This is a genomic window from Micromonospora sp. MH99, assembly GCF_021442385.1.
GTDB lineage: Bacteria > Actinomycetota > Actinomycetes > Mycobacteriales > Micromonosporaceae > Micromonospora.
This window is the reverse complement of record NZ_MUZA01000045.1, coordinates 31,729-52,372: the sequence shown is the minus strand read 5'-3', so window position 1 is coordinate 52,372 and position 20,644 is coordinate 31,729. Positions and strand designations below refer to the sequence as shown.

The 20,644-nt window shown below is 73.0% G+C and carries 19 protein-coding genes; 10 read left to right on the top strand and 9 right to left on the bottom strand.

Going from position 1 to position 20,644, the window contains the following annotated elements; translation table 11 throughout:
* From B0E54_RS21870 to B0E54_RS21850, 5 genes are all read left to right on the top strand, one after another.
* Positions 1-918 (top strand): PD-(D/E)XK nuclease family protein (locus B0E54_RS21870; protein WP_234587693.1); only part of this gene is annotated, 918 nt, incomplete at its 5' end.
* A complete protein-coding gene (locus B0E54_RS21865; RefSeq protein ID WP_234587691.1) occupies positions 915-4,322 on the top strand; it encodes an ATP-dependent DNA helicase in 3,408 nt (1,135 codons plus the stop codon). The genes B0E54_RS21870 and B0E54_RS21865, both read left to right, overlap by 4 nt.
* A gap of 226 nt (positions 4,323-4,548) precedes the next feature.
* Positions 4,549-4,752 (top strand): cold-shock protein, encoded by a 204-nt coding sequence (locus B0E54_RS21860; RefSeq protein WP_007464836.1) that lies wholly within the window; start codon positions 4,549-4,551, stop codon positions 4,750-4,752.
* A 219-nt stretch (positions 4,753-4,971) separates the two neighbouring features.
* A complete protein-coding gene (locus B0E54_RS21855; protein ID WP_234587689.1) occupies positions 4,972-6,285 on the top strand; it encodes a DEAD/DEAH box helicase in 1,314 nt (437 codons plus the stop codon).
* Positions 6,286-6,536: 251 nt separating this feature from the next.
* Complete coding sequence (locus B0E54_RS21850) at positions 6,537-6,737, top strand: hypothetical protein (protein WP_234587687.1); 201 nt, start codon at positions 6,537-6,539, stop codon at positions 6,735-6,737.
* Between the two features lie 293 nt (positions 6,738-7,030).
* On the opposite strand, the gene B0E54_RS21845 is transcribed toward B0E54_RS21850, so the two are convergent.
* From B0E54_RS21845 to B0E54_RS21825, 5 genes are all read right to left on the bottom strand, one after another.
* Positions 7,031-7,522: an Rrf2 family transcriptional regulator gene (locus tag B0E54_RS21845; RefSeq protein ID WP_234587685.1), complete on the bottom strand. Its 492-nt coding sequence runs from the start codon at positions 7,520-7,522 to the stop codon at positions 7,031-7,033.
* Position 7,523: 1 nt separating this feature from the next.
* Positions 7,524-8,408, bottom strand: a complete 885-nt coding sequence (locus B0E54_RS21840; RefSeq protein WP_234587683.1) for an ABC transporter permease — start codon at positions 8,406-8,408, stop codon at positions 7,524-7,526.
* A complete protein-coding gene (locus tag B0E54_RS21835) occupies positions 8,398-9,177 on the bottom strand; it encodes an ABC transporter ATP-binding protein (RefSeq protein ID WP_234587681.1) in 780 nt (259 codons plus the stop codon). The genes B0E54_RS21840 and B0E54_RS21835 overlap by 11 nt, the downstream gene beginning before the upstream one ends.
* Complete coding sequence (locus B0E54_RS21830; protein ID WP_234587679.1) at positions 9,174-10,238, bottom strand: ABC transporter substrate-binding protein; 1,065 nt, start codon at positions 10,236-10,238, stop codon at positions 9,174-9,176. The genes B0E54_RS21835 and B0E54_RS21830 overlap by 4 nt, the downstream gene beginning before the upstream one ends.
* Before the next feature lie 237 nt (positions 10,239-10,475).
* Entirely contained in the window at positions 10,476-10,760 is a 285-nt protein-coding gene (locus B0E54_RS21825; protein WP_234587677.1) for a hypothetical protein, read from the bottom strand.
* Positions 10,761-10,933: 173 nt separating this feature from the next.
* Between B0E54_RS21825 and B0E54_RS21820 the strand changes: the two genes are divergently transcribed.
* The 3 genes from B0E54_RS21820 to nudC are packed head-to-tail and all read left to right on the top strand — an operon-like array spanning position 10,934 to position 14,596.
* Complete coding sequence (locus tag B0E54_RS21820; RefSeq protein WP_234587675.1) at positions 10,934-12,244, top strand: pitrilysin family protein; 1,311 nt, start codon at positions 10,934-10,936, stop codon at positions 12,242-12,244.
* A complete protein-coding gene (locus tag B0E54_RS21815; RefSeq protein ID WP_234587673.1) occupies positions 12,241-13,584 on the top strand; it encodes a pitrilysin family protein in 1,344 nt (447 codons plus the stop codon). Before B0E54_RS21820 ends, B0E54_RS21815 begins: the two co-directional genes overlap by 4 nt.
* 52 nt (positions 13,585-13,636) lie before the next feature.
* The gene (gene nudC, locus B0E54_RS21810; protein ID WP_234587671.1) at positions 13,637-14,596 is read left to right on the top strand and encodes an NAD(+) diphosphatase; all 960 of its coding nucleotides are present in this window, start codon (positions 13,637-13,639) and stop codon (positions 14,594-14,596) included.
* A 124-nt stretch (positions 14,597-14,720) separates the two neighbouring features.
* Here the strand turns inward: nudC and B0E54_RS21805 are convergent, their stop codons facing one another.
* The 3 genes from B0E54_RS21805 to B0E54_RS21795 form a co-directional block, all read right to left on the bottom strand.
* Entirely contained in the window at positions 14,721-14,996 is a 276-nt protein-coding gene (locus tag B0E54_RS21805) for a hypothetical protein (RefSeq protein ID WP_234587668.1), read from the bottom strand.
* A gap of 213 nt (positions 14,997-15,209) precedes the next feature.
* Positions 15,210-15,449, bottom strand: coding sequence for a DUF397 domain-containing protein (locus tag B0E54_RS21800; RefSeq protein ID WP_234587666.1), 240 nt, complete (start codon positions 15,447-15,449; stop codon positions 15,210-15,212).
* A 74-nt stretch (positions 15,450-15,523) separates the two neighbouring features.
* Positions 15,524-16,504: a helix-turn-helix transcriptional regulator gene (locus B0E54_RS21795; protein ID WP_234587664.1), complete on the bottom strand. Its 981-nt coding sequence runs from the start codon at positions 16,502-16,504 to the stop codon at positions 15,524-15,526.
* Positions 16,505-16,721: 217 nt separating this feature from the next.
* On the opposite strand from B0E54_RS21795, the gene B0E54_RS21790 reads away from it, so the two are divergent.
* Positions 16,722-18,020, top strand: a complete 1,299-nt coding sequence (locus tag B0E54_RS21790) for an MFS transporter (protein WP_234587662.1) — start codon at positions 16,722-16,724, stop codon at positions 18,018-18,020.
* Positions 18,021-18,090: 70 nt separating this feature from the next.
* Here B0E54_RS21790 and B0E54_RS21785 read toward each other — a convergent pair whose 3' ends face one another.
* On the bottom strand, positions 18,091-18,333 hold the full coding sequence (locus B0E54_RS21785) for a mycoredoxin (protein ID WP_234587660.1): 243 nt from the start codon (positions 18,331-18,333) through the stop codon (positions 18,091-18,093).
* A 93-nt stretch (positions 18,334-18,426) separates the two neighbouring features.
* On the opposite strand from B0E54_RS21785, the gene B0E54_RS21780 reads away from it, so the two are divergent.
* Positions 18,427-20,592 (top strand): ATP-dependent DNA helicase UvrD2, encoded by a 2,166-nt coding sequence (locus tag B0E54_RS21780; protein WP_234587659.1) that lies wholly within the window; start codon positions 18,427-18,429, stop codon positions 20,590-20,592.
* Positions 20,593-20,644: the final 52 nt, after the last annotated feature.

The window sequence follows — 20,644 nt, the reverse complement described above, 5'->3', positions numbered from 1 at the left end:
CGCGCGGCGGCGGCCGAGCTGGCGCGGCTCGCCGCTGCGGGGGTTCCCGGCGCGCACCCCGACGACTGGTGGGGGTTGCGCGGCCTCTCGGACGACCGGCCGCTGGTCGACGAGGGGGCGCCGGTGCGGGTCACGCCGTCGGCGATGGAGAGCGCGCTGCGGTGCAGCCTGCGCTGGCTGCTGGAACGGCACGGGGGCAGCGGCCCGACCAGCACCGCGCAGGGCGTGGGCAACCTGGTGCACGCCGCCGCGATGCTCGCCGAGGACGCCAGCGCCGACCGGGGCGCGCTGCTCGACTACGTGGCCGCCCGGTTCGACGCGATCGAGCTGGCGGCCCGGTGGATGGCCGGGCCGGAGCGGGAGCGCGCCGAGGCGATGGTCGACAAGCTGCTGCGCTGGCTGGCCACCAACCCGCGCCGGCTGCTCGCCATCGAACACGAGTTCGCGGTCCGCCTGGACGATCCGCAGCGACCGGTGGACCTGACCGGGCGGGTCGACCGGCTGGAGGTCGACGAGGCCGGCCGGCTGGTGGTGATCGACCTCAAGACCGGCAAGTCGACGGCGGTGACCGGCTCCGAACTGGCCGAGCATCCGCAACTCGGCGCGTACCAGGCGGCGGTGGAGGCGGGTGCGTTCGCCGAGTTCGGCGACGAGTCCGGCGGCGCGGCGCTGGTGCAGCTCGGCACGTCCGCGAAGGACGCCCGGGAGCAGAATCAGCCGGCGGCCGGCGAAGGGCCCGCGGCCGGCTGGGCGACCGCGCTGGTCCGGCGGACCGCCGATACGATGGCAGCCGCCACGTTCGCCGCGGTGGCCAACTCGAAGTGCCGGGTCTGCCCGGTGCGCACCAGCTGCCCGGTCTCCGGGCAGGGGCGCCAGGTGGTCGAGCCGCCGACCGTCCGACGTCCGGAGAATCCATGACCCAGCCCACCCTGTTCGGCGCGGGCCCCGCGCCGGCGCCCCGGCTGGCGGACTCCGGGCCCCGGTACACCCCGGTGGAGCTGGCCAAACTGCTGCGGCTGCCGGCGCCCACCCGGGAGCAGGCCGCGATCATCGCCGCTCCGGTGGAGCCGCTGCTGGTGGTGGCGGGGGCCGGGTCCGGCAAGACCGAGACGATGGCCGCGCGGGTGGTCTGGTTGGTGGCCAACTCGTACGTGCGCCCCGAGCAGATCCTCGGACTGACGTTCACCCGCAAGGCGGCCGGCGAACTGGCCCACCGGGTCCGCACCCGGCTCGACCAGCTGATCCGCCGCCTCGGCCGGCAGGGCCGCGACCCACTGGACGACCCGCTCGCGGGTGAGCCCACCGTCTCCACCTACCACTCGTACGCCGGGCGGATCGTCACCGAGCACGGTCTGCGGGCCGGCTACGAGCCGTCCACCCGGCTGCTCACCGAGGCGTCCCGGTGGCAGTTGGTGGACCTGCTGGTGCGCAACTACGACGGCGACATGTCCGAGGTGGACCGGATGCCGAGCACCATCACCGACGCGGTGCTGGCGCTCGCCGGTGAGCTGGACGAGCACCTGGTCGCGCCGGACCAGCTGGCCGCCTGGACCGGCCGGTTCTTCGCCGAGGTGCAGTCGCGGCCGGGCCGGGTGTACGCCGACGTGCGCAAGGCGCTCGCCCTGCAACAGACCCGGCTGCGCCTGCTGCCGCTGGTGCGGGCGTACGCGCGGCGCAAGGAAGACTTCGAGGCGATGGACTTCGCCGACCAGCTCGCCCGGGCGGCGCGGGTGGCCCGGGATCACCCGGGGGTCGGCGAGATCGAGCGGGACCGCTTCCGGGTGGTGCTGCTCGACGAGTACCAGGACACGAGCCACGCGCAGGTGGTGCTGCTCAACGCGCTGTTCGGTGGCGGGCACCCGGTGACGGCGGTGGGTGACCCGTGCCAGTCCATCTACGGCTGGCGGGGCGCCAGCGCGGGCACCCTGGACCGGTTCCCCACCGAGTTCGCCCGCGCTGACGGTGAGCCGGCCCCGGCCCTCGGGCTCACCACCAGCTGGCGTAACCGTCCGGAGATCCTCCGGGTGGCGAACGCCCTGTCCACGCCGTTGCGCGCGGCCGGTGCCCGGGTGCCGGAGCTGCGCTCCGCGCTGACCGTCCGCGACCCGATCCCGCACCGCAGCCCCGGCGGCGCGGCCGGTGGCACTGTGCACTGCGCGCTGCTGCCCACGTACGCCGACGAGGCGGCGTGGATCGCCGACAGTGTGCTCGCCGCCTGGCGCGGCGCGGCCCGGATGCCCGGCGCGGCGCCGGAGCACATCCCGGTGGCGCAGCGCCCGACGACAGCGGTGCTGGTCCGGGTCCGCAGCCAGATCCCGGCGATCGAGTCGGCGTTGCGCGAGCGCGGCCTGCCGGTGGAGGTGGTGGGCCTCGGCGGTCTGCTGGACACTCCCGAGGTCCGCGACGTGGTGTGCACGCTGCGCGTGCTTGCCGACCCGACCGACGGGGCCGCGCTGCTGCGGTTGCTCACCGGCGCCCGCTGGCGGATCGGGCCGCGTGACCTGGTGGCGCTGCACCGGCGGGCCCGGGCCATCGCCAACGCCCGACGGCAGGTGGCCGCCGACGACACCTCGGACATCACCCCCGACCTGCTGGACGAGGCGACCCTGGTGGAGGCGTTGGCCGACCTCGGCCCGGCGCAGGCGTACTCGGCGGAGGGGTTCGCGCGGCTGCGGGCGTACGGCATGGAGTTGGCGCTGTTGCGCTACCGCCTGGACCAGGCCCTGCCGGATCTGATCGCGGACATCGAGCGGACCATCGGCCTGGACGTGGAGGTCGCGGTGCGTGCCGGCCGCGACGGCGCCGGCGACGCCGGCCTGGCCCGGGGGCACCTGGACGCCCTCGGCGACGTGGCGGCCCGCTTCAGCGGAGAGACGCCCGGCGCGACGCTGTCCGGCTTCCTGTCCTATCTGGCCGCCGCCGAGGACGAGGAGCGCGGTCTCGCCCCGGGCGAGGTCGAGGTCGTGGAGGGCGCGGTGCAGGTGGTCACCGCGCACGCCGCCAAGGGTCTGGAGTGGGACGTGGTGGCGGTGGCCGGGCTGTGCCGTGGGTCGTGGCCCGGGCCGGTGCGCAACTCCGACCACTGGCTGGGCGGGCTCGGTGTGCTGCCGTTCCCGCTGCGCGGCGACGCCGACGGGTTGCCGGAGCTGGCGCTCGACGACGCCGCCGACCAGCGGGCCGTGGCCCGGGCGGTGGCCGACTTCACCGACGCCTGGCGGGCCCACGACGAGCGGGAGGAGCGCCGGCTGACGTACGTGGCGGTCACTCGCCCGCGCCGGCTGCTGCTGTGCTCCGGCTACTGGTGGGGGGAGGGCACGAAGCGGCCGCGGGGTCCGTCGGTTTTCCTTCGCGAGGTGTACGACGCCTGCCTGGACGGCGGCCCGGGGCACCTGGTCGACGCGTGGGCGCCGGAGCCCACCCCGGACGCCACGAACCCCACGGCCGAGGTGGTGCTGCGCGCGGAGTGGCCGGCCGACCCGCTGGGTGGTCGCAGGCCGGCGTTGGCCGAGGCGGCCGGGCTGGTGCGCCGCCTGATGACGGACGGTCCGGCGTCGGTGGCTGTCGGGCCGGTGGGACCGGTGGTCGCCACGCCGATCGGGCCGGCGGCCGAGCCGGAGCCCGATCCGGAGGTGGCGCGCTGGCGGCGTGAGGCGGATCTGCTGCTGGCCGAGCGGACCGAGCTGACCAGGCTGTCCGGCGCGGTCGAGGTGGCCCTGCCCGGGCAGTTGAGCGTCACCCAGCTGGTGGCGTTGCGGCGTGACCCGGCCGGGCTGGCCCGTACGCTGCGCCGTCCGGTGCCGACCGAGCCGAACCCGTACGCCCGTCGCGGCACCGCGTTCCATGCCTGGTTGGAGCAGCGCTTCGGCGCCGACCGTCTGCTCGACCTGGACGAGCTGCCCGGTGCGGCCGACGCGGACGCCGCGCCGGACGAGGCGCTCGTCGAGTTGCAGGAGCGGTTCCTGGCCAGCGAGTGGGCCGACCGGTCACCGGTGGAGGTGGAGGTGCCGTTCGCCACGGTCATCGCCGGAGTGGTGGTGCGGGGTCGGATGGACGCGGTCTTCGCCCGGCCCGGTGGGCGGTTCGACGTGGTCGACTGGAAGACCGGCGCGCAGCCGACCGGGCCGGCGGCGGAGGTGGCCGCCGTGCAGTTGGCCGTGTACCGGTTGGCCTGGGCGGAGCTGGCTGGCGTGCCGGTCGACCGGGTGGGCGCGGCCTTCCACTACGTCCGCCACGGCACGACCGTTCGGCCCGCCGACCTGCTGGATGTGACCGGCCTCACGGCCATGATCAGCCAGTTGCCCGAAGATTCCGCCCAAGATTGACCGCTCGCGGGAAAACCATGATACGTTGACCGGGTTGCAGTTTTGGTTACCAGAGACTCTGTGTGCGCCTGGCGGGATTGTGGCCCCAGGCGCTCTTTGTTGTGTCCGGAGTTCTCCGGGCGGGGCGACCAGAAGCGACAGGCGATTCGCGCATCCCCGCGCGGAGCGCTCCTCTTCGGGCGCGCAACAAGTGCGAGTCCGACGTTCCGTCAAGGAGACGAAACACATGGCTATTGGCACCGTGAAGTGGTTCAACGCTGACAAGGGCTTCGGCTTCATCACCCCGGACGGCGGCGGCGCTGACGTCTTCGCCCACTTCTCGGCGATCCAGTCCTCCGGCTACCGGAGCCTGGACGAGAACCAGCGGGTCGAGTTCGAGGTGACCCAGGGCCAGAAGGGCCCGCAGGCGGAGAACATCCGCCCGCTCTGATCTTCGGATCGGTCAGCATTACCTGTCGCGCCCTCCGGGTGTGACGGTGACGGGACCGGCCCGCCTCGCCGCCTGCCTCCGCAGGCGGCGGCCCGGCGGCGGGCCGGCCCGTACTCCAATCGGTTCGTGCTTGTGAGTCCTGGCTGCCCTGCGCCGCCGGTTGACAGCGCCGACTTCGGCGCCTCCCTCGACACGTGCCGCGTCGAGGAAGGCTTCTGCGTGACCACAGTTATTCCGTCTTTCGCCCATACCGGTCTGGCGCCGGCGCTGCTGAGCGCGCTGACCGCACAGGGCATCACCGAGCCGTTCCCGATCCAGTCGGCCACTCTTCCGGACTCGCTCGCGGGCCGGGACGTGCTCGGCCGGGGTCGTACCGGCTCGGGTAAGACGCTCGCCTTCGGGCTTCCCCTGCTCTCGCGCACCGCCGGCCGTAAGGCCCGGCCGGGTCGCCCGCTGGCCCTGGTGCTGGTGCCGACCCGCGAGCTGGCGCAGCAGGTGACCACCGCACTGGCTCCGTACGCCCGCGCCGTCGGCCTGCGCTGCGCCACAGTCGTCGGCGGCTTGTCGTTGCAGCGCCAGGCGGACGCGCTGCGCGCCGGCGCCGAGGTGGTCGTGGCGACTCCCGGCCGGCTGCACGACCTGATCAACCGTGGCGACGCCCGGCTCGACCAGGTCGAGATCACCGTGCTGGACGAGGCCGACCAGATGGCCGACATGGGCTTCCTGCCGCAGGTGACCAAGCTGCTGGAGCAGGTCGCCCCGCAGGGTCAGCGGATGCTCTTCTCCGCCACCCTGGACGGCGGTGTGGACCGGTTGGTCCGCCGCTTCCTCAGCAGCCCGGTCACCCACTCGGTCGACCCGGGCACCGCCACGGTCACCGCGATGACCCACCACGTGCTGCACGTCGACGCGCTCGACAAGCCCGACGCGCTGACCCGGATCGCCGCCCGTGAGGGTCGCACCATCCTCTTCATGGGCACCAAGCACCGCGCGGACCGGCTCGCGCGCCAGTTGCTCTCCAAGGGTGTACGCGCCGCCGCGCTGCACGGTGGCAAGTCGCAGCCGCAGCGCACCCGCATCCTGGAGCAGTTCCGCAACGGCCAGGTGACCGCCCTGGTCGCCACGGACGTGGCGGCCCGGGGCATCCACGTCGACGGCCTCGACATGGTCGTCAACGTGGACCCGCCGACCGAGGCGAAGGACTACCTGCACCGGGGCGGTCGGACGGCCCGCGCCGGCGAGTCCGGCTCCGTGGTCACCCTCGTCCTGCCCGAGCAGCGCCGGGACGTGTCCCGGCTGATGGCCACCGCAGGCATCCGGCCGCAGTCGGTCCAGGTGCGCCCGGGTGACGAGGCGCTGGTTCGGGTCACCGGGGCGCGTGAGCCGTCCGGTGTGCCGGTGACGATCGCCGCCCCGCCGGTGGCTGTCAGTCGGGGACGCGCAGCCGGTGGCTCGGCCACCGACGGCGGCGCCCGCCCGGCGCACCGCGCGTCGGGTCGGTCCCGTCGCCCGCGCCGCCCGCGTACCGTCTGACGCTCCACGCACGTCACCGACCCGCCCCGCTTCGGCTGGGCGGGTCGGTTTGTGTGCGGGGTGGTCCGGGTCGCGCCCCGGATCGGCCTCCTCGACTGTCGTGGCGGTCGATGAACCGCGCCGCCCGGCCACCGGACGAGTCGAATATCAGCCGCGGCTTGGTCGGCTGGCCGACTGTGCCCCGGCCCGGTGTGGTCGAAGCTGGCCACCGGGGGAAGCCGGGCGGGGGGCCCGGTGTGGGAGGGGTGACCATGGCGGGCGAAGCCGGCTCGGGGGCGCTGCGCGAACTGATCCTGGTGGCCGCGGTCGGGCTCGCCGGGTTGCTGCTCGCGATGGTCGCGGCGTTCGCGCCCTGGCATGCCACCGCGGGGGGCAATGCTCCTGCCGGTCTGGTGGAGCTGCACAGTCCCGACGACCCGGGCTCCGGCCCGACGGTCGAGCACCGGGGCTGAGCAGCGACCGGCCGACCGGTGCCAGCCCAGGGGCAGGCCCGGTCAGGATCGGTACGAGGTGTGGTCGGGTCGGCGGGGCACCGACCCGACCACACCGCCCACGAGCCACGCCACCACGATCCCCCGCGCGGCCACGACCGCGCCGCCCCGACCGCGCCGCCCCGACCGCGCCGATCTTGCATTTCCTGTCGTTGATTCGTTGCGATGCATCCCCTTTATCGCGACAGAAAGTGCAAGATCGCGGGGTCGGGGTCGGGGTCGGGGTCGGCGCCTGGGGTGCGGGGCTTGGGTGGTTAGGGGGTGGGGGTTTGGTTGTGGGTCAGCAGGTTTGCCAGGGTGGTGCTGTCGACGACTGTGGCGATCGCCCCGTGCACGGCCAGCCAGACGTCGGTGAGCCCGGCGGCCACCCCGTGGTAGCCGGCGCGTTCGGCCGGCAGCCCGCGTACCGTGGTCAGCGATCCACCGACCGCGCGCAGCACATCCCCAACGGTGATCTCCTCGGCTGGCCGGGTCAGCGTGTATCCGCCCTCGGCGCCGCGGTGGCTGTGCAGCAGGCCGGCACGGCGCAGGTCGAGCAGGATGCCCTGCAGGAAGCTGAGCGGGATCTCCTGCGCCTCGGCGAGGCTGCCCGCCTTCACCAACTCGCCAGCGCCACCACCGCCTGCGCCACCACCGCCTGCGCCACCACCGGCAGCGCCACCACCGGCCGCGTCGCCGCCGCGTACGGCGGCGGCGACGGCCAGCATCGCCCGGAGCGCGTAGTCGCTGCGCGCGGAGACGTACACGTCACTGACCAGCCTGGTCCAGTACGCCCCAGCGACGGCGGATCGCCTTGTCGGCCGCGCCGAAGGCCGCGTCCACGACGAGGCCCAGCACCAGGATGACGATCATTGTGGAGAGCAGCCACGGCGCGTCGGACAGCTCCCGCGAGTAGGTGAGCTGGGCGCCCAGCGACGTCTGCGAGATGCCGACGACGATCAGCTCGCCGGCCATCAGACTCCGCCAGGAGAACGCCCAACCCTGCTTGAGGCCCGCGACGATCGCCGGCAGGGCGGCCGGTGCGATCACGTACCGGTAGAGGTTGAGCCCCCGCGCGCCCAGGTTGCGTCCGGCGCGCAGCAGCAGCGGCGGTACGTAGTCCACACCGGAGATCACGCCGTTGGCGATGGACGGCGCGGCGCCGAGCACCACCACGAAGAAGATCGCCTTCTCGCTCAGCTCGAACAGCAGGATGGCCAGCGGGAACCAGGCGATCGACGGCATGGTCTGCAACGCGGTGATCATCGAGCCGATGGCGGCGCGCAGCACCCGGGAGCGGGCCACCGCGAGGCCCAGCAGCAGGCCGACAGCTACCGAGAAGACGTACCCGACGGCCGCGCGGCGCAGCGTGGTGGCCAGGCCCTCCCAGAGCTGCGGACCCTGGGCCTGGGTCGCCAATTCGCGACCGACGACCAGCGGGCCCGGCAGGGAGTACGGCGGTTTCCAGCCCGACCAGACCACCACCTGCCAGGCCAGGAGCACGATGGCCAGCGCGGCGAGCTTGGGCCAGGTGGCCGCCCAGAGCCGGGTGCCGCGGGACACCTCCTTCTCCCGTCCGGCGATCTCCAGCGCGTCCAGGCCGGAGATCTCCGCGTCGCTGCGTGCCGTGCTGGTGAGGGTGTCACTGGCCATGGCGGCCCACCTCCGTGCGGAGCCGTTCGGTGACCTCGGCGGCGATCGCGGCGACCTCGGGCGAGTCGATCCGCCGTGGCCGTGGGATGTCCACTTCGGTGGAGTAGATGATCCGGCCGGGCCGGCTGGAGAGCAGGATGATCCGGTCGGCCAGGCGGGCGGCCTCGCGGACGTTGTGCGTGACGAAGAGGACCGAGAGCCGGCGCTCGGACCAGATCCGTTCCAGTTCGTCGTGCAGGATGTCGCGGGTCATGGCGTCCAGCGCGCCGAACGGCTCGTCCATCAGCAGCACCGGCGTGTCCAGGGCCAGCGTGCGGGCCAGCGCGACCCGCTGCCGCATTCCGCCGGACAGCTCGTGTGGACGCTTGCGGCCGAACTCGGCGAGGTGCACCGTGCGCAGCAACTCGGCGACCCGCTCGCGGCGCTCGGCGCGGGGCAGCCCGCGCAGCTTCAGCGGCACCTCGACGTTGGCCTCGACGGTCAGCCAGGGGAAGAGCGCCGGCTCCTGGAACATCAGCCCCGGATTGGCGTCGCCGGCGATGCCGATCTGCCCGCCGCTGGGCCGGTCCAGGCCGGCGACCAGGTTGAGCAGGGTGCTCTTGCCGCAGCCGGACGCGCCGACGAGGCACACGAACTCACCAGGCGCCACGTCCAGGGAGACCCCGTCCAGGGCCAGCACCGCGCTCGGCCCGCGTCCGTACACCTTGGTCACGCCGGAGAGCGCGACAGCTGTGGTCGCGCTCCGCGGCGGCGTCGTGGTCGACGTCATGGCTGGACGACCTCGGGCTTGCCCTGCGCCTTGAGCGCCTTGTTGAGGTACGTCAGGTCGTACAGGCCCTTGAGGTCCACCGGCTCGGTCAGCTTGACCTCGACGGCGTGGTCGAGACCGGCCTTGAGCGAGGTGGGGATCGGGTCGTTGGTGAACTCCAACGTCGGCCACGCCTGCTTGATCAGCTTGAGGTCCAGCGGCTTGCCGGTGATCTTGCCGATGGCGTCGGAGATGGCCTGCTGGGCCTCGTCCGGCTTGGTGTTGACGAACTCGTTCGCGGCCACCTGGCCGTCGACCAGCTTCTGCACCACGTCCGGGTGTGCCTTGAGGAACTTCGTGCTGACCAGCAGGTTGGTGATGACGAACTTCTTGTCCGGCCACAGGTCGCGCTCGTCGACGAGCACCTTGCCGCCGGCGTTGACCAGCCGGGAGACGAACGGCTCGGGCACCCAGGCGGCGTCGATCGCGCCGCTGGTGAAAGTCTCCACCGTCTGGGCGTTCTCCTGCGGCACGATCTTGACGTCGCCGCCGCCCTCCTTGGTGGTGGTCAGCCCCTGCTGCTTGAGCCAGTAGCGGACGGCCACGTCCTGGGTGTTGCCGAGCTGCGGGGTGGCGACCTTCTTGCCCTTGAGGTCCTGCGGGCCGTTGATGCCGGGCTTGACGACAAGCGCCACGCCGCCGGAGGCGGCGCCGGAGACGACCCGGACGGCCTCCCCCTTGGACTTGGAGAACGCGTTCACTGTGGGGTTCGGGCCGATGTACGTCGCGTCCAGCGCGCCGGAGAAGACGGCCTCGATGGCGGCCGGGCCGGCGTTGAAGGTCTTCGGGTCCAGCCTGACGTCTGCGCCGAGCTTCTCGGCGAAGATGCCCTTCTCCACGCCGACGACGGCCGGCGCGTGGGTGATGTTGGGGAAGTAGCCGAGCCGCAGGGTCACCGGGCCGGAACCGCCCCCCGCGCCCTCGCTGTCGTCGCCGCACGCGGCGGTGCTGCCCAGGGTCGCCGCGCCGAGGGCGGCGAGGGTGGCCAGGGTGACCAACCGGCGCAGGGGGAGCCGTCTCATCGTCCATCCAATCCGCAGTATTCCTACTTACTTGGTAGGAAGAGTGGGCCAGGCCGCGTGCAGCGTCAAGACCCATCCACATGACGGGATGGTGCGTCTCAGATATGTCGGCATTTCCTACCAGCTTGCTAGGCCAATCAGGCCTCGCGCGTCAGGCGCGGACGCGTGCGGCAGCCACGTCGAGGTGGTGGACGCATCGACGAGTACGCGCCGACGCCGTTCGTGTGCCGACCCCTGTCATCCCTCGGAGGCGGGTCGGTTGCGGACCACCAGCTCGTCGATCTCCAGCCGACCGACGCGCAGCTCCCGCACCACCGCCCGGCGGATCGTCAGCCGCCCGATTGTCAGCGCCCCGACGGCCACGGCCCCCACGGCCAGCGCGCCCACGGCGAGGGCGCCGAGCGCAACCGCGCCGGTGGCCGCCGCGCCTGTCGCCCGCGCGCCGGTGGTCGCCGCGCCCGTCGCCGCTGCGCCGTTCGCGCGCGCCCCGGTCAACCGCATCAGGCGTACGTCTCGCTTCATCTCCCCATTGTCGCCGTACCGCAGGCCGTCCGCTCCCCACCGGCCCGGGACGCGGCCGTCACGGCCGAGCCGGTCGCAGTCCCGTACGCGGCGCACGCCCTCTCCCGGTCTCTGTGGCCGCGGCTCCGGGAGGTCGCCGGTGGCGGGGATGCCGACGCGCTAGGGTCGATCCCGTGGCGGCGCGGAGATCCAGAATTCCAGCGACGAAGTACCCGGTCGAGCGGTTCACCCTCGACAACGGCCTGCGGGTGGTCCTGACCCCCGATCGCAGTGCCCCGGTGATCGGGGTGGCGGTGGTCTACGACGTCGGCATCCGCTCCGAGCCGGAGGGGCGCACCGGCTTCGCCCACCTCTTCGAGCACCTGATGTTCCAGGGCTCGGAGAACCTGGAGAAACTGGCCCACTTCCGGCACGTGCAGGGTGCCGGGGGCACGTTCAACGGCTCCACCCACCTGGACTACACCGACTACTTCGAGACGCTGCCGAGCAACGCGCTGGAGCGCGCGCTGTTCCTGGAGGCGGACCGGATGCGCGGGCCCCGACTGACCGAGGAGACCCTGCGCAACCAGGTCGACGTGGTCAAGGAGGAGATCCGGGTCAACGTCCTCAACCGGCCGTACGGCGGCTTTCCCTGGCTGACCCTGCCGCCGGTCATGTTCGACACGTTCCCGAACGCGCACGACGGCTACGGCTCGTTCGACGACCTGGAGTCGGCCACCGTCGCGGACGCCGCCGACTTCTTCCGCCGCTACTACGCCAGCGGCAACGCGGTGCTGGCCGTCAGCGGCGACATCGACGTGGCCGAGGCGACCGAGCTGGTCACCCGGCACTTCGGCGACGTCCCGTCCCGTCCCGCACCGCGCCGGCCGGACTTCACCGAGCCCGACCTGACCGCCGAGCGGCGCAGCTCGTACACCGATGCCCTGGCACCGCTGCCGGCGGTGGCCGGCGCGTGGCGGGTGCCCGACCCGGTCGGCGACTTCGCCGGCTACCTGCCGTACGTGGTGCTGGCCGAGGTGCTCACCGACGGCGACGCGTCCCGGCTGGTCGAACGACTGGTGCAGCGCGACCGCACGGTGACCAGCCTCGGCGGCTACCTCGGCTTCATGGGCGACCCGTTCGACGTCCGCGACCCCACCGCGCTGCTGCTCCAGGCGCACCTGCCGCCCGGCGGCGACGTGGACAAGGTGCTGCGCACCATCGACGAGGAGCTGGACCGGCTGGCCACCGACGGGCTGACCGACGGCGAGCTGGCCCGCACCCAGGCCCGGATGGCCACCCACCTGCTGCGCGACACCGACGCGGTGCTGGGCCGGGCGCTGCGGATGGCCGTTCTGGAACAGCAACGCGGCGAGCCCGGCCTGCTCAACGACCTGCCCCGACTGGTCGGCGACGTCACCGAGGAGCAGGTCCGGGCCGCCGCGGCCACCCTGCGCCCGGAGCGCCGCGCCGCCGTCGAGGTCATCCCCGGAGGCGCCCGATGACCACCACCGCCACCACCGCCCCGCGTACGCTGCCCCCGCTCGGCCCCACCCGCAAGCTCAAGGTGCCCAAGCAGGCCGAACGCACGCTGCGCAACGGGCTCACCGTGATCGCCGTACGCCGGCCGGCGGTGCCCCTGGTCGAGCTGCGGCTCTGGGTGCCGTTCGGCCGCGCCCACCTCGCGCGCGGCGCGATGCTCTCACAGACCATGCTCTCCGGCACCGAGTCGATGACCAGCGTGCAGTTGGCCGCCGAGCTGCAGAAGGTGGGCGGCGGACTGTCCGCGGGCGTCGACCCGGACCGGCTGATGCTCTCCGGCGCCGGCCTGGTCACCGGCCTGGACCGGATGCTGGAGCTGCTGGCCGAGGTGCTGACCGGCGCCAGTTACCCCAGCGACGAGGTCGCCGCCGAGCGGGACCGGCTGATCGATCGGATCCAGGTCGCCCAGAGCCAGCCGGCGCACCTGGCCCGGGAGGCGCTGCTGAAGCGGATCTACGGGCGACACCCGTACGCGACGCAGACCCCGGAGCCGGACCAGATCCGTGCCGTACGGCCGGCGGCCCTGCGCAGCCTGCACGCCGAGCGGGTGCACCCCGCCGGGGCGCAGCTGGTGGTGGTCGGCGACGTGCAGCCGGAGAAGGCGCTGGACGCGGCCGAGCGGGCGCTCGGTGGGTGGGCCGGCGCCGGGCGTACGGCCACCCTGCCGGCCACCCCGCCGCTGGAGCCGGGGCCGCTGCTGCTTGTCGACCGGCCCGGCTCGGTGCAGTCCTCGCTGCGGGTCGCGCTGCCCGCCGTGCCGCGCACCGACCCGGACCACGCGCCGCTGCAACTGGCCAACCTGATCTTCGGGGGTTACTTCTCGTCCCGCTGGGTGGAGAACATCCGCGAGGACAAGGGCTACACGTACGGCCCGCACTCGGTGATCGAGCACTCGGTGGCCGGGTCGGTTCTGGTCGCCGGCGCCGAGGTGGCCACCGAGGTCACCGGCCCGGCGCTGCTGGAGACGACGTACGAGCTGGGCCGGCTGGCCTCGCTGCCACCGAAGCCGGAGGAGCTGGAGCAGGCCCGCCGGTACGCCCTGGGCACCCTCCAGCTCGGCATGTCCACCCAGGCCGGTCTGGCCGCGCTGACCAGCGCGTACGCCGGGAACGGCCTGCGGCTGGAGTTCCTCGCGGAGTACGCGGCCCGCCTGGCGAAGGCGACAGTCGACGACGTGGCGCGGGTTGCCGCCCACTATCTGGCGCCCGCTCGTGCGGCGGTGGTCGTGCTCGGCGACGCCGAGCGGATCACCCCGGGGCTGGCCGCGCTGACGCCGGTCCACACCGAACCGGTGCAGCCGTGAGGCACCGCCACGGCCCGCCGGTCCGGGTGTCTGCCTGCGGCGGAGCGCTGACGTGAGCGGGGAGACGGCGCCACCGTTGGCGCGGTCCACGCTGGATCGCGCCGCGCACCGGCGGGGCGACGCGCAGTGGCTGACCGAGGCGTGGCTGCGCGGCCGGATCCTGCTGCTCGACTCGACCGACGGCGGGCGGACGCTCGCCCGTACCGACGTGTCGCCTCCCGCGCTGGTGCTGTTCGGCGCGGCCGACGTGCCGGCCGGCGCCGAGTCGACGGCGATGTTCCTCGGTGTCGAGCCGGACGGGGTGCCGGTCTTCGCGCTCGACGCGCCGCTGCCGACGGTGCCGGGCACCCGGCCGGTCAACCTGCGCGAGGTGGGCCACCTGCTCGGCGACCGGGAGGCGGGCATCTTCACCACGGCGCTCGCGCTGCTCAACTGGCACACCCGGCACGGCTACTCGACGGCGACCGGAGCGCCGACAGTGATGGACGAGGCTGGCTGGTCCCGGGTGGATCGTGACGGCGGGCGGATCTGGCCGCGTACCGACCCGGCGATGATCGTGCTGGTGCACGACGGCGTCGACGGCCCCGAGGGCCGCTGCCTGCTCGGCAACAACGCCGGCTGGCCGGGCACCCCGGGTGGTCGGCGCTACTCCTGCCTGGCCGGGTACGTCGAGCCGGGGGAGTCCGCCGAGGCCGCCGTGCTGCGCGAGGTTCGTGAGGAGGTGGGCATCTCCGTCGAGCGGATCAGGTACGTCGGCAGCCAGGCCTGGCCGTTCCCGGGCTCACTGATGCTGGGCTTCCTGGCCACCGCGGACCCGGCGGATCCGGTGCAGGTCGACCCGTCCGAGATCGCGTACGCCAGGTGGTTCAGCCGCGCGGAGATCGGGGCCGCGGGTGCGGGGAGGGCAGTGGACGTGGGGGACGGGGCTCGGCTGATCCTGCCGCCGCCGTCGTCGATCGCGTTGTTCCTCATCCACCGCTGGCTGGATGGCTGGGTGGACGCCGACCATTGAGCACGGTCCCGGCCCGTGGCCACCGTTGCCGCGGCGGTCACGGGCCGGGAACACGGGCCGTCGTGGTCGGCGGGAGCGATTGACGCGGCGGGGGAGCCGAGCCGACCACGACGGACGTCTGGGGTCAGGTGCCGGTGCGCCCGGGTCTGCGCCGGAAGGCGGGCCGCGGCTCGCCGAGTGGCAGGACCTTGACCCGTTGCTTGCCGGCGCGCACCGCGCCGACCGTCGACAGGGCCCGGGCCAGCAGCAACGCGGCGTCCCGGTCCTCGGCGTGCACGGTCTGCCGGCGCGGTTCCGGCGTGGTCGTCTCGTCGCGGAGGCGATGGCCGTCCGCCCAGGCGGCGGCGATGTCCCCGTCGGCGACGGTGCGGATGTCGGTGCGAACGATCAGGAACCGCATAAGGGTCTCCGGATGAACCGCGACGAATGAGCCAGTGTGGAAGTTCCACGTTCCCGTGGGCCATGTTACGCCCCGTGTTCATCCCAGCAAGTGAAACGCGCCTATTGGTTTCGAGCCTCGTCCGATCGGCGGATGCCTGGTCAGCGGGGTTGCCACCGAAAGGGCGACGGGGCCGCCGGCATCATGCCAACGGCCCCGCCCCGGTCGGGAGGATCAGTTCAGATCGAACTGGCCCGTCTTTGCTCCGCCGATGAAACCGAGCCACCCGGCCCGGTTGAAGAGCAGCACCGGACCGCCCCGGTCCTTGCTGTCGCGCAGCGCGACAGCCGACGGGCCGGTGCCCAGAGGGGCGACCTCCACGCAGTTGGAGGTCTGGCTGCGGGTGCTTTTACGCCACGGGGCGTCCGCCAACGAGCTGGCGGAGACGGACGGCGTGTTGTGGATGTCGTTCATGGCTCTGCTCCTGATGTGAACCGATCCGATGGGACGAGTGGTGCCGCACGCCCCGACGGAGGGTCCCCCGTGGATCACCGATCCGTCAGTCGCCCCGAGGCCCGGCGGCGTTGGGTCGGCGCCGTTGCCGGCCCGAACGCCACTGTGGATGGGGGCGTCGCCCCGGTCAGCCGTCCCGTCGCCTCGATCAGCCAGGAGAGGGTGTCCGAGGCGTCTAGTGCCGCCGTGCATAGCCACTCGAACACCACTTTATAGCGATTTAGCGTGATTGCCTCGGTCGACATGACGTCGGTGAACCCCCCTTCGATGGCCAATGTCTCCGGATCGAGCGGATCGGCGAACCGATAGAGGGAGAAGGCGGTCGGCGGAAGGTACCAATCGCCGATCTGGGTGTCCCGCGGAAGCAGATGCAGCGTCACGTTGGGCAGCAGGGCAAGGTCGCACAGCTGGTGCAGCTGCTCGTGCAGCACCTCGGGTGGGCCGGCGCGGCGGCCGAGGGCCGCCTCCTCCAGCACTGCGGTGTAGCTCGGCGCGTGCGGCTCGCGGGTCAGCAGCGTCTGGCGGGCCAGGCGGGCCTGCACCTCGGTCTCCGGCTCGTCGGCCGGCTCCGGTTCGCCGGCGCCCTCGCTCACCTGGCGGGCCGAGACGATCCGGACCTTCGCGTACCCGGCGGTCTGCAGGAGACCCGGCACCAGGACCGGGTTGTACTCGGAGATCTCCGCGCAGCCCGCCTCCAGTTCGGCCCAACTGCGCTGCTGCTGCGTCATCACCGGAAAGTTCTTCAACCAACCGCGCATGTCGCCGGCCTCGCCGGCGATCCCGAGCAACTCCTCGCGCGACGCGGTGTCGGCCCCGTAGAGGTCGAGCAGAACGCCGACATCCTGCGGGTCCGGTCGACTACGGCCGTTCTCCAGGCGGGACAGTTTGGACGCGGACGCCCAACCGATCCGTTCGATAACCTGGTCACCGGTGAGGCCCGCGGCTTCGCGCAGGCTGCGCAGTTCGATGCCCAACCGTCGGCGACGCATGATCGGGCTGGGTGCGGCAGGAGGCACAGTGTCCTCTTTCCCGTCGACCGCCGCAGACGCGACGGTAACTGTATGAAATTCGCCCCCCACGGTCAGTATGGACGGCGCGACCGGCGTCGGAGGTTCCGGCGGGGGCGTGTCTTGTCGAAAAATGGACCACGGATACGCCGGACGACGACGGACCCCTGGTCCCAGCCCCGTCGAACGCGCCCAGCCGGGCACGCCACCCCGCCGGAGGGACCCCATGCGCACCGTCCTGCGCCGACCCGACTTCCGCCTGCTGTTCGGCGGCCTGCTGGCCAGCATGACCGCCGAGTCGATCCTGCTGCTCGCACTCGCCATCTGGGTCAAGGACCTGACCGGCTCCAACGGGCTCGCCGGCGGCATCATCTTCGCCGTCATCGCCCCGATGACGTTGGCGCCGCTGGTCGGTTGGTTCGTCGACAGGTACCCGCGCCGGCCTTTCTTCGTGACCGCGAACGTGGTCACCGCGCTGCTGCTGGTCCCGTTGTTCACCGTCCGCGACGCGGGCGACGTCTGGCTCGTCTACCTGGTGGCGGCCCTCTACGGGCTGTCGTCCATCACGCTCGGCGCGGCGCTCAGCGGGTTGATCCGGCAGTTGGTGCCGGTGGAGCTGCTCGCCGAGGCGAACGGCGTGCTGCAGACCGTACGCCAGGGGCTGCGGCTGGTCGGCCCGCTGGTCGGCGCGGCGCTCTACGCGGCGCTCGGCGGGTGGGCGCTGGCCGGGATCGGCATGGTCGGCTTCGTGATCGCGGCCCTGGTGGTGACCGCGGTGCCGAGCCCGGCGCTGACGCCGCCGAGCGCGCGGCTGCGGTGGCCCGCCGAGCTGGGCGCCGGCCTGCGGCACCTGACCGGCGAGCCGGCGCTGCGCCGGGCCCTGCTCGGCTACGGGCTCGGGTCGCTGGTGATGGGTTTCAGCGAGTCGCTGATCTTCGCCTATGTCGACCAGGGTCTGGATCGGGACGCCGCGTTCGTGGGCGTGCTGGTCATGGTGCAGGGCGTCGGCGGGCTGTTCGGTGGGATCTGCTCACCGGCGCTGGTCCGCCGACTCGGTGAGATCGGCACGCTGGCCGCCGGGGTGGCCTTCTTCTCCCCGGCCGCGCTCGCGCTCGCGTACCCCGATCTGCGGCTGGGGGTCGTGGCGGTGCTGCTGGCCGGTGTCTCGCTGCCGTTGACGATGGTGGGCCTGCAGACGCTGATCCAGCGACGTACGCCCGCCGGGCTGGTCGGACGGGTCGCGGCGGCCACCCAGGCGCTGGTCAGCGGCCCGCAGGCGCTCTCCATCGGCGCCGGCGCCCTGCTGGTCGGCGTCCTCGACTACCGGGCCCTGTTCCTGCTGGTCGGGGTGGCCACGCTTGCCGCTGGCGTCTACCTCTGGCGGGGCCGGCACCTGAGCGCGCCGGCCGACGGTCGTGGGCCCACACCGCCGACCCGTCCGACCCTCCCCGCGCCGCGCCGCCCGGTCGACGCCGACATCGACGCGCCGGTGGCCACCGGGCCCCGGCGACCGCCCCGACGGTGACGGATGCCGGATACGACGAACGGCCGCCCGGAGGTGGGCGGCCGTTCGTCCAGAGGTGACCCGGGCCGGGTCAGGCGCTGAGGGTCGCCAGGTGCTGCTTGACCTGGGTGATCGAGGGGTTGGTCAGGGCGCTGCCGTCGGTGAAGCGCAGCGTCGGCACCGTCTGGTTGCCGCCGTTGACGCTCATCACGAACTCCGCGGCCTCCGGATCCCGCTCGATGTCGACCACCTCGTACCCGATGCCCTCCCGGTCGAGCTGCGACTTCAACCGGTGGCAGTAGCCGCACCAGGGGGTGGAATACATCGTCAGCATGGTCGGATCCTCCAACTCCTCTGACCACCGGCTTGCGGATCAAGCCGAGGCTGTCCGCTACAACGTCCGGAGGAGCTGAGATGATTCCTGGTTGTGGTGGTTCACTCAGCGTCGGAAGGCGTCCTTGCCGGGCTGGACCCGGAGCAGCGCTCCGCGGTAACCGCACCCGCCGGCCCGGTCTGCATCCTCGCCGGCGCCGGCACCGGCAAGACCCGCGCGATCACCTCCCGGATCGCCCACCGGGCGCTGTCCGGGGAGATCTCCCCCCGGCATGTGCTTGCCGTCACCTTCACCGCCCGCGCCGCCGCCGAGATGCGACACCGCCTCACAGTCCTCGGGGCGCACGGTGTCCAGGCGCGGACGTTTCACTCCGCCGCGCTGCGCCAGGTGCGGTACTTCGCCCCCCGCCTGCTGGCCGGCCGGGCCATGCCCGAGCTGCTGGACAGCAAGGTGCGCCTGGTCACCCTCGCCGCCGCCCGGGTCGGCCTGCGTACCGACCGGGCCGCCGCACGGGACCTGGCCGGCGAGATCGAGTGGGCCAAGTCGTCGCTGGTGGAGCCGGGGGATTACGTCGTGTCGGCGGCCCGGGCGCTGCGGGACACGCCGCACGAGCCGGCGAAGGTCGCCGAGGTGTTCACCGCGTACGAGCAGCTCAAGCGCTCCAACGGGGTGATCGACTTCGAGGACATGCTGCGCGCCGCCGTGTGGGGCATCGAGGAGCACCGGGACGTCGGCGAGCAGGTCCGCAGTCAGTACCGGCACTTCGTGGTCGACGAGTACCAGGACGTCAACCCGCTCCAGCAGCGGTTGCTGGACGCCTGGCTGGGCGGCCGCGACGACCTGACAGTGGTCGGCGACGCCAGCCAGACGATCTACTCGTTCACCGGGGCGACCTCGTCGTACCTTGTCGACTTCCCGCGCCGGCACCGCAACGCCACGGTGGTCCGGCTGGTCCGCGACTACCGCTCCACCCCGCAGGTCGTCGGGCTGGCCAACGCGGTGATCTCCCAGGCCCGCGGCGTCGAGGCGCGGCTGCGGCTGGAGTTGAGCGGACAGCGCCCCCCGGGACCGGAACCCGACCTGCGGATCTTCACCGACGAGCCGGCCGAGGCGAACGCGGTGGCCGCGCGCTGCCGGTCGCTGATCGACGCGGGAACCCCGGCGAAGGAGATCGCCGTGCTGTTCCGCGTCAACGCGCAGTCCGAGGCGTACGAGAAGGCGCTCACCGAGGCCGCCGTGCCGTACGTGGTGCAGGGCGCGGAGCGGTTCTTCGAGCGGACCGAGGTGCGTCAGGCGATGGTCGCCCTGCGGTCGGCCACCCGCTCGATCCCCGGGGAGACCCCGTTGCCGACCGCGGTGGTCGAGGCGCTCACCGCGGTCGGCTGGGCCCCGGACGCGCCCCCGGCCGGTGGCGCCGCCCGCGAGCGCTGGGAGGCCCTGTCCGCGCTGGTCCAGCTCGCCGAGGAGTACGCGGCCACCCCCGAGGTGGTGCCGATCGGCGAGGCGGCGTCGGTGGAGCGTCAGGTCACCCTCACCGACTTCACCGAGGAACTGGCCCGCCGGGCCGCCCAGCAGCACGTGCCGACGGTGGACGGGGTCACGCTGGCGTCGTTGCACTCGGCCAAGGGCCTGGAGTGGGACGCGGTCTTCCTGATCGGCCTTGCCGAGGGCACCCTGCCCACCACGTACGCCAAGACCGTCGAGCAGGTCGAGGAGGAACGCCGGCTGCTCTACGTCGGCATCACCCGCGCGCGGCAGTGGCTCTGGCTGTCGTACGCCGCCGCACGCTCGCCGGGCGGGCGTGCCCGGCGGCCGTCAAGGTTCCTGCCCCAACTGGACCGCTCCGGCGGCACCGAGCGGGCCGGCGCCTCCACCGGTCCCGCGCGCCGTCCCGAACGGCGCCGGACGCAGATCGTGTCCTGCCGGATCTGCGGCGCCACCCTGCTCGCCGGCCCCGACCGCAAGCTGGGTCGGTGCCCCACCTGTCCGTCTGACATCGACGATGAGCTGCACGAACGCCTACGCGAGTGGCGGCAGCGGGTGGCCGGCGCGCAGAAGGTCCCGGCGTACGTGGTGTTCACCGACGCCACGTTGACCGCGCTGGCCGAGCGGCGTCCCGGCCGGCCGGAAGAGTTGATCGCCATCGCCGGCATCGGCCCCCGCAAACTGGGCCTCTACGGGGAGTCGGTGCTGGCGCTCGTGCAGGGCGCGGGGGTGGACGACGTCTGCCCGGAGAAAACTTTCGAAATCTCGTCGTAAATTCGTTTGCCCTCGCCCCCGGGCGAGGAATAGCCTCAGAACACACCACGCG

Coding starts and splice junctions, on each gene's coding strand:
- B0E54_RS21865 (WP_234587691.1), top strand. CDS start 915: ATGACCCAGCCCACCCTGTTCGGCGCGGGCCCCGCGCCGGCGCCCCGG.
- B0E54_RS21860 (WP_007464836.1), top strand. CDS start 4,549: ATGGCTATTGGCACCGTGAAGTGGTTCAACGCTGACAAGGGCTTCGGC.
- B0E54_RS21850 (WP_234587687.1), top strand. CDS start 6,537: ATGGCGGGCGAAGCCGGCTCGGGGGCGCTGCGCGAACTGATCCTGGTG.
- B0E54_RS21840 (WP_234587683.1), bottom strand. CDS start 8,408: ATGGCCAGTGACACCCTCACCAGCACGGCACGCAGCGACGCGGAGATC.
- B0E54_RS21835 (WP_234587681.1), bottom strand. CDS start 9,177: ATGACGTCGACCACGACGCCGCCGCGGAGCGCGACCACAGCTGTCGCG.
- B0E54_RS21830 (WP_234587679.1), bottom strand. CDS start 10,238: ATGAGACGGCTCCCCCTGCGCCGGTTGGTCACCCTGGCCACCCTCGCC.
- B0E54_RS21825 (WP_234587677.1), bottom strand. CDS start 10,760: ATGAAGCGAGACGTACGCCTGATGCGGTTGACCGGGGCGCGCGCGAAC.
- B0E54_RS21815 (WP_234587673.1), top strand. CDS start 12,241: ATGACCACCACCGCCACCACCGCCCCGCGTACGCTGCCCCCGCTCGGC.
- B0E54_RS21805 (WP_234587668.1), bottom strand. CDS start 14,996: ATGCGGTTCCTGATCGTTCGCACCGACATCCGCACCGTCGCCGACGGG.
- B0E54_RS21800 (WP_234587666.1), bottom strand. CDS start 15,449: ATGAACGACATCCACAACACGCCGTCCGTCTCCGCCAGCTCGTTGGCG.
- B0E54_RS21790 (WP_234587662.1), top strand. CDS start 16,722: ATGCGCACCGTCCTGCGCCGACCCGACTTCCGCCTGCTGTTCGGCGGC.
- B0E54_RS21785 (WP_234587660.1), bottom strand. CDS start 18,333: ATGCTGACGATGTATTCCACCCCCTGGTGCGGCTACTGCCACCGGTTG.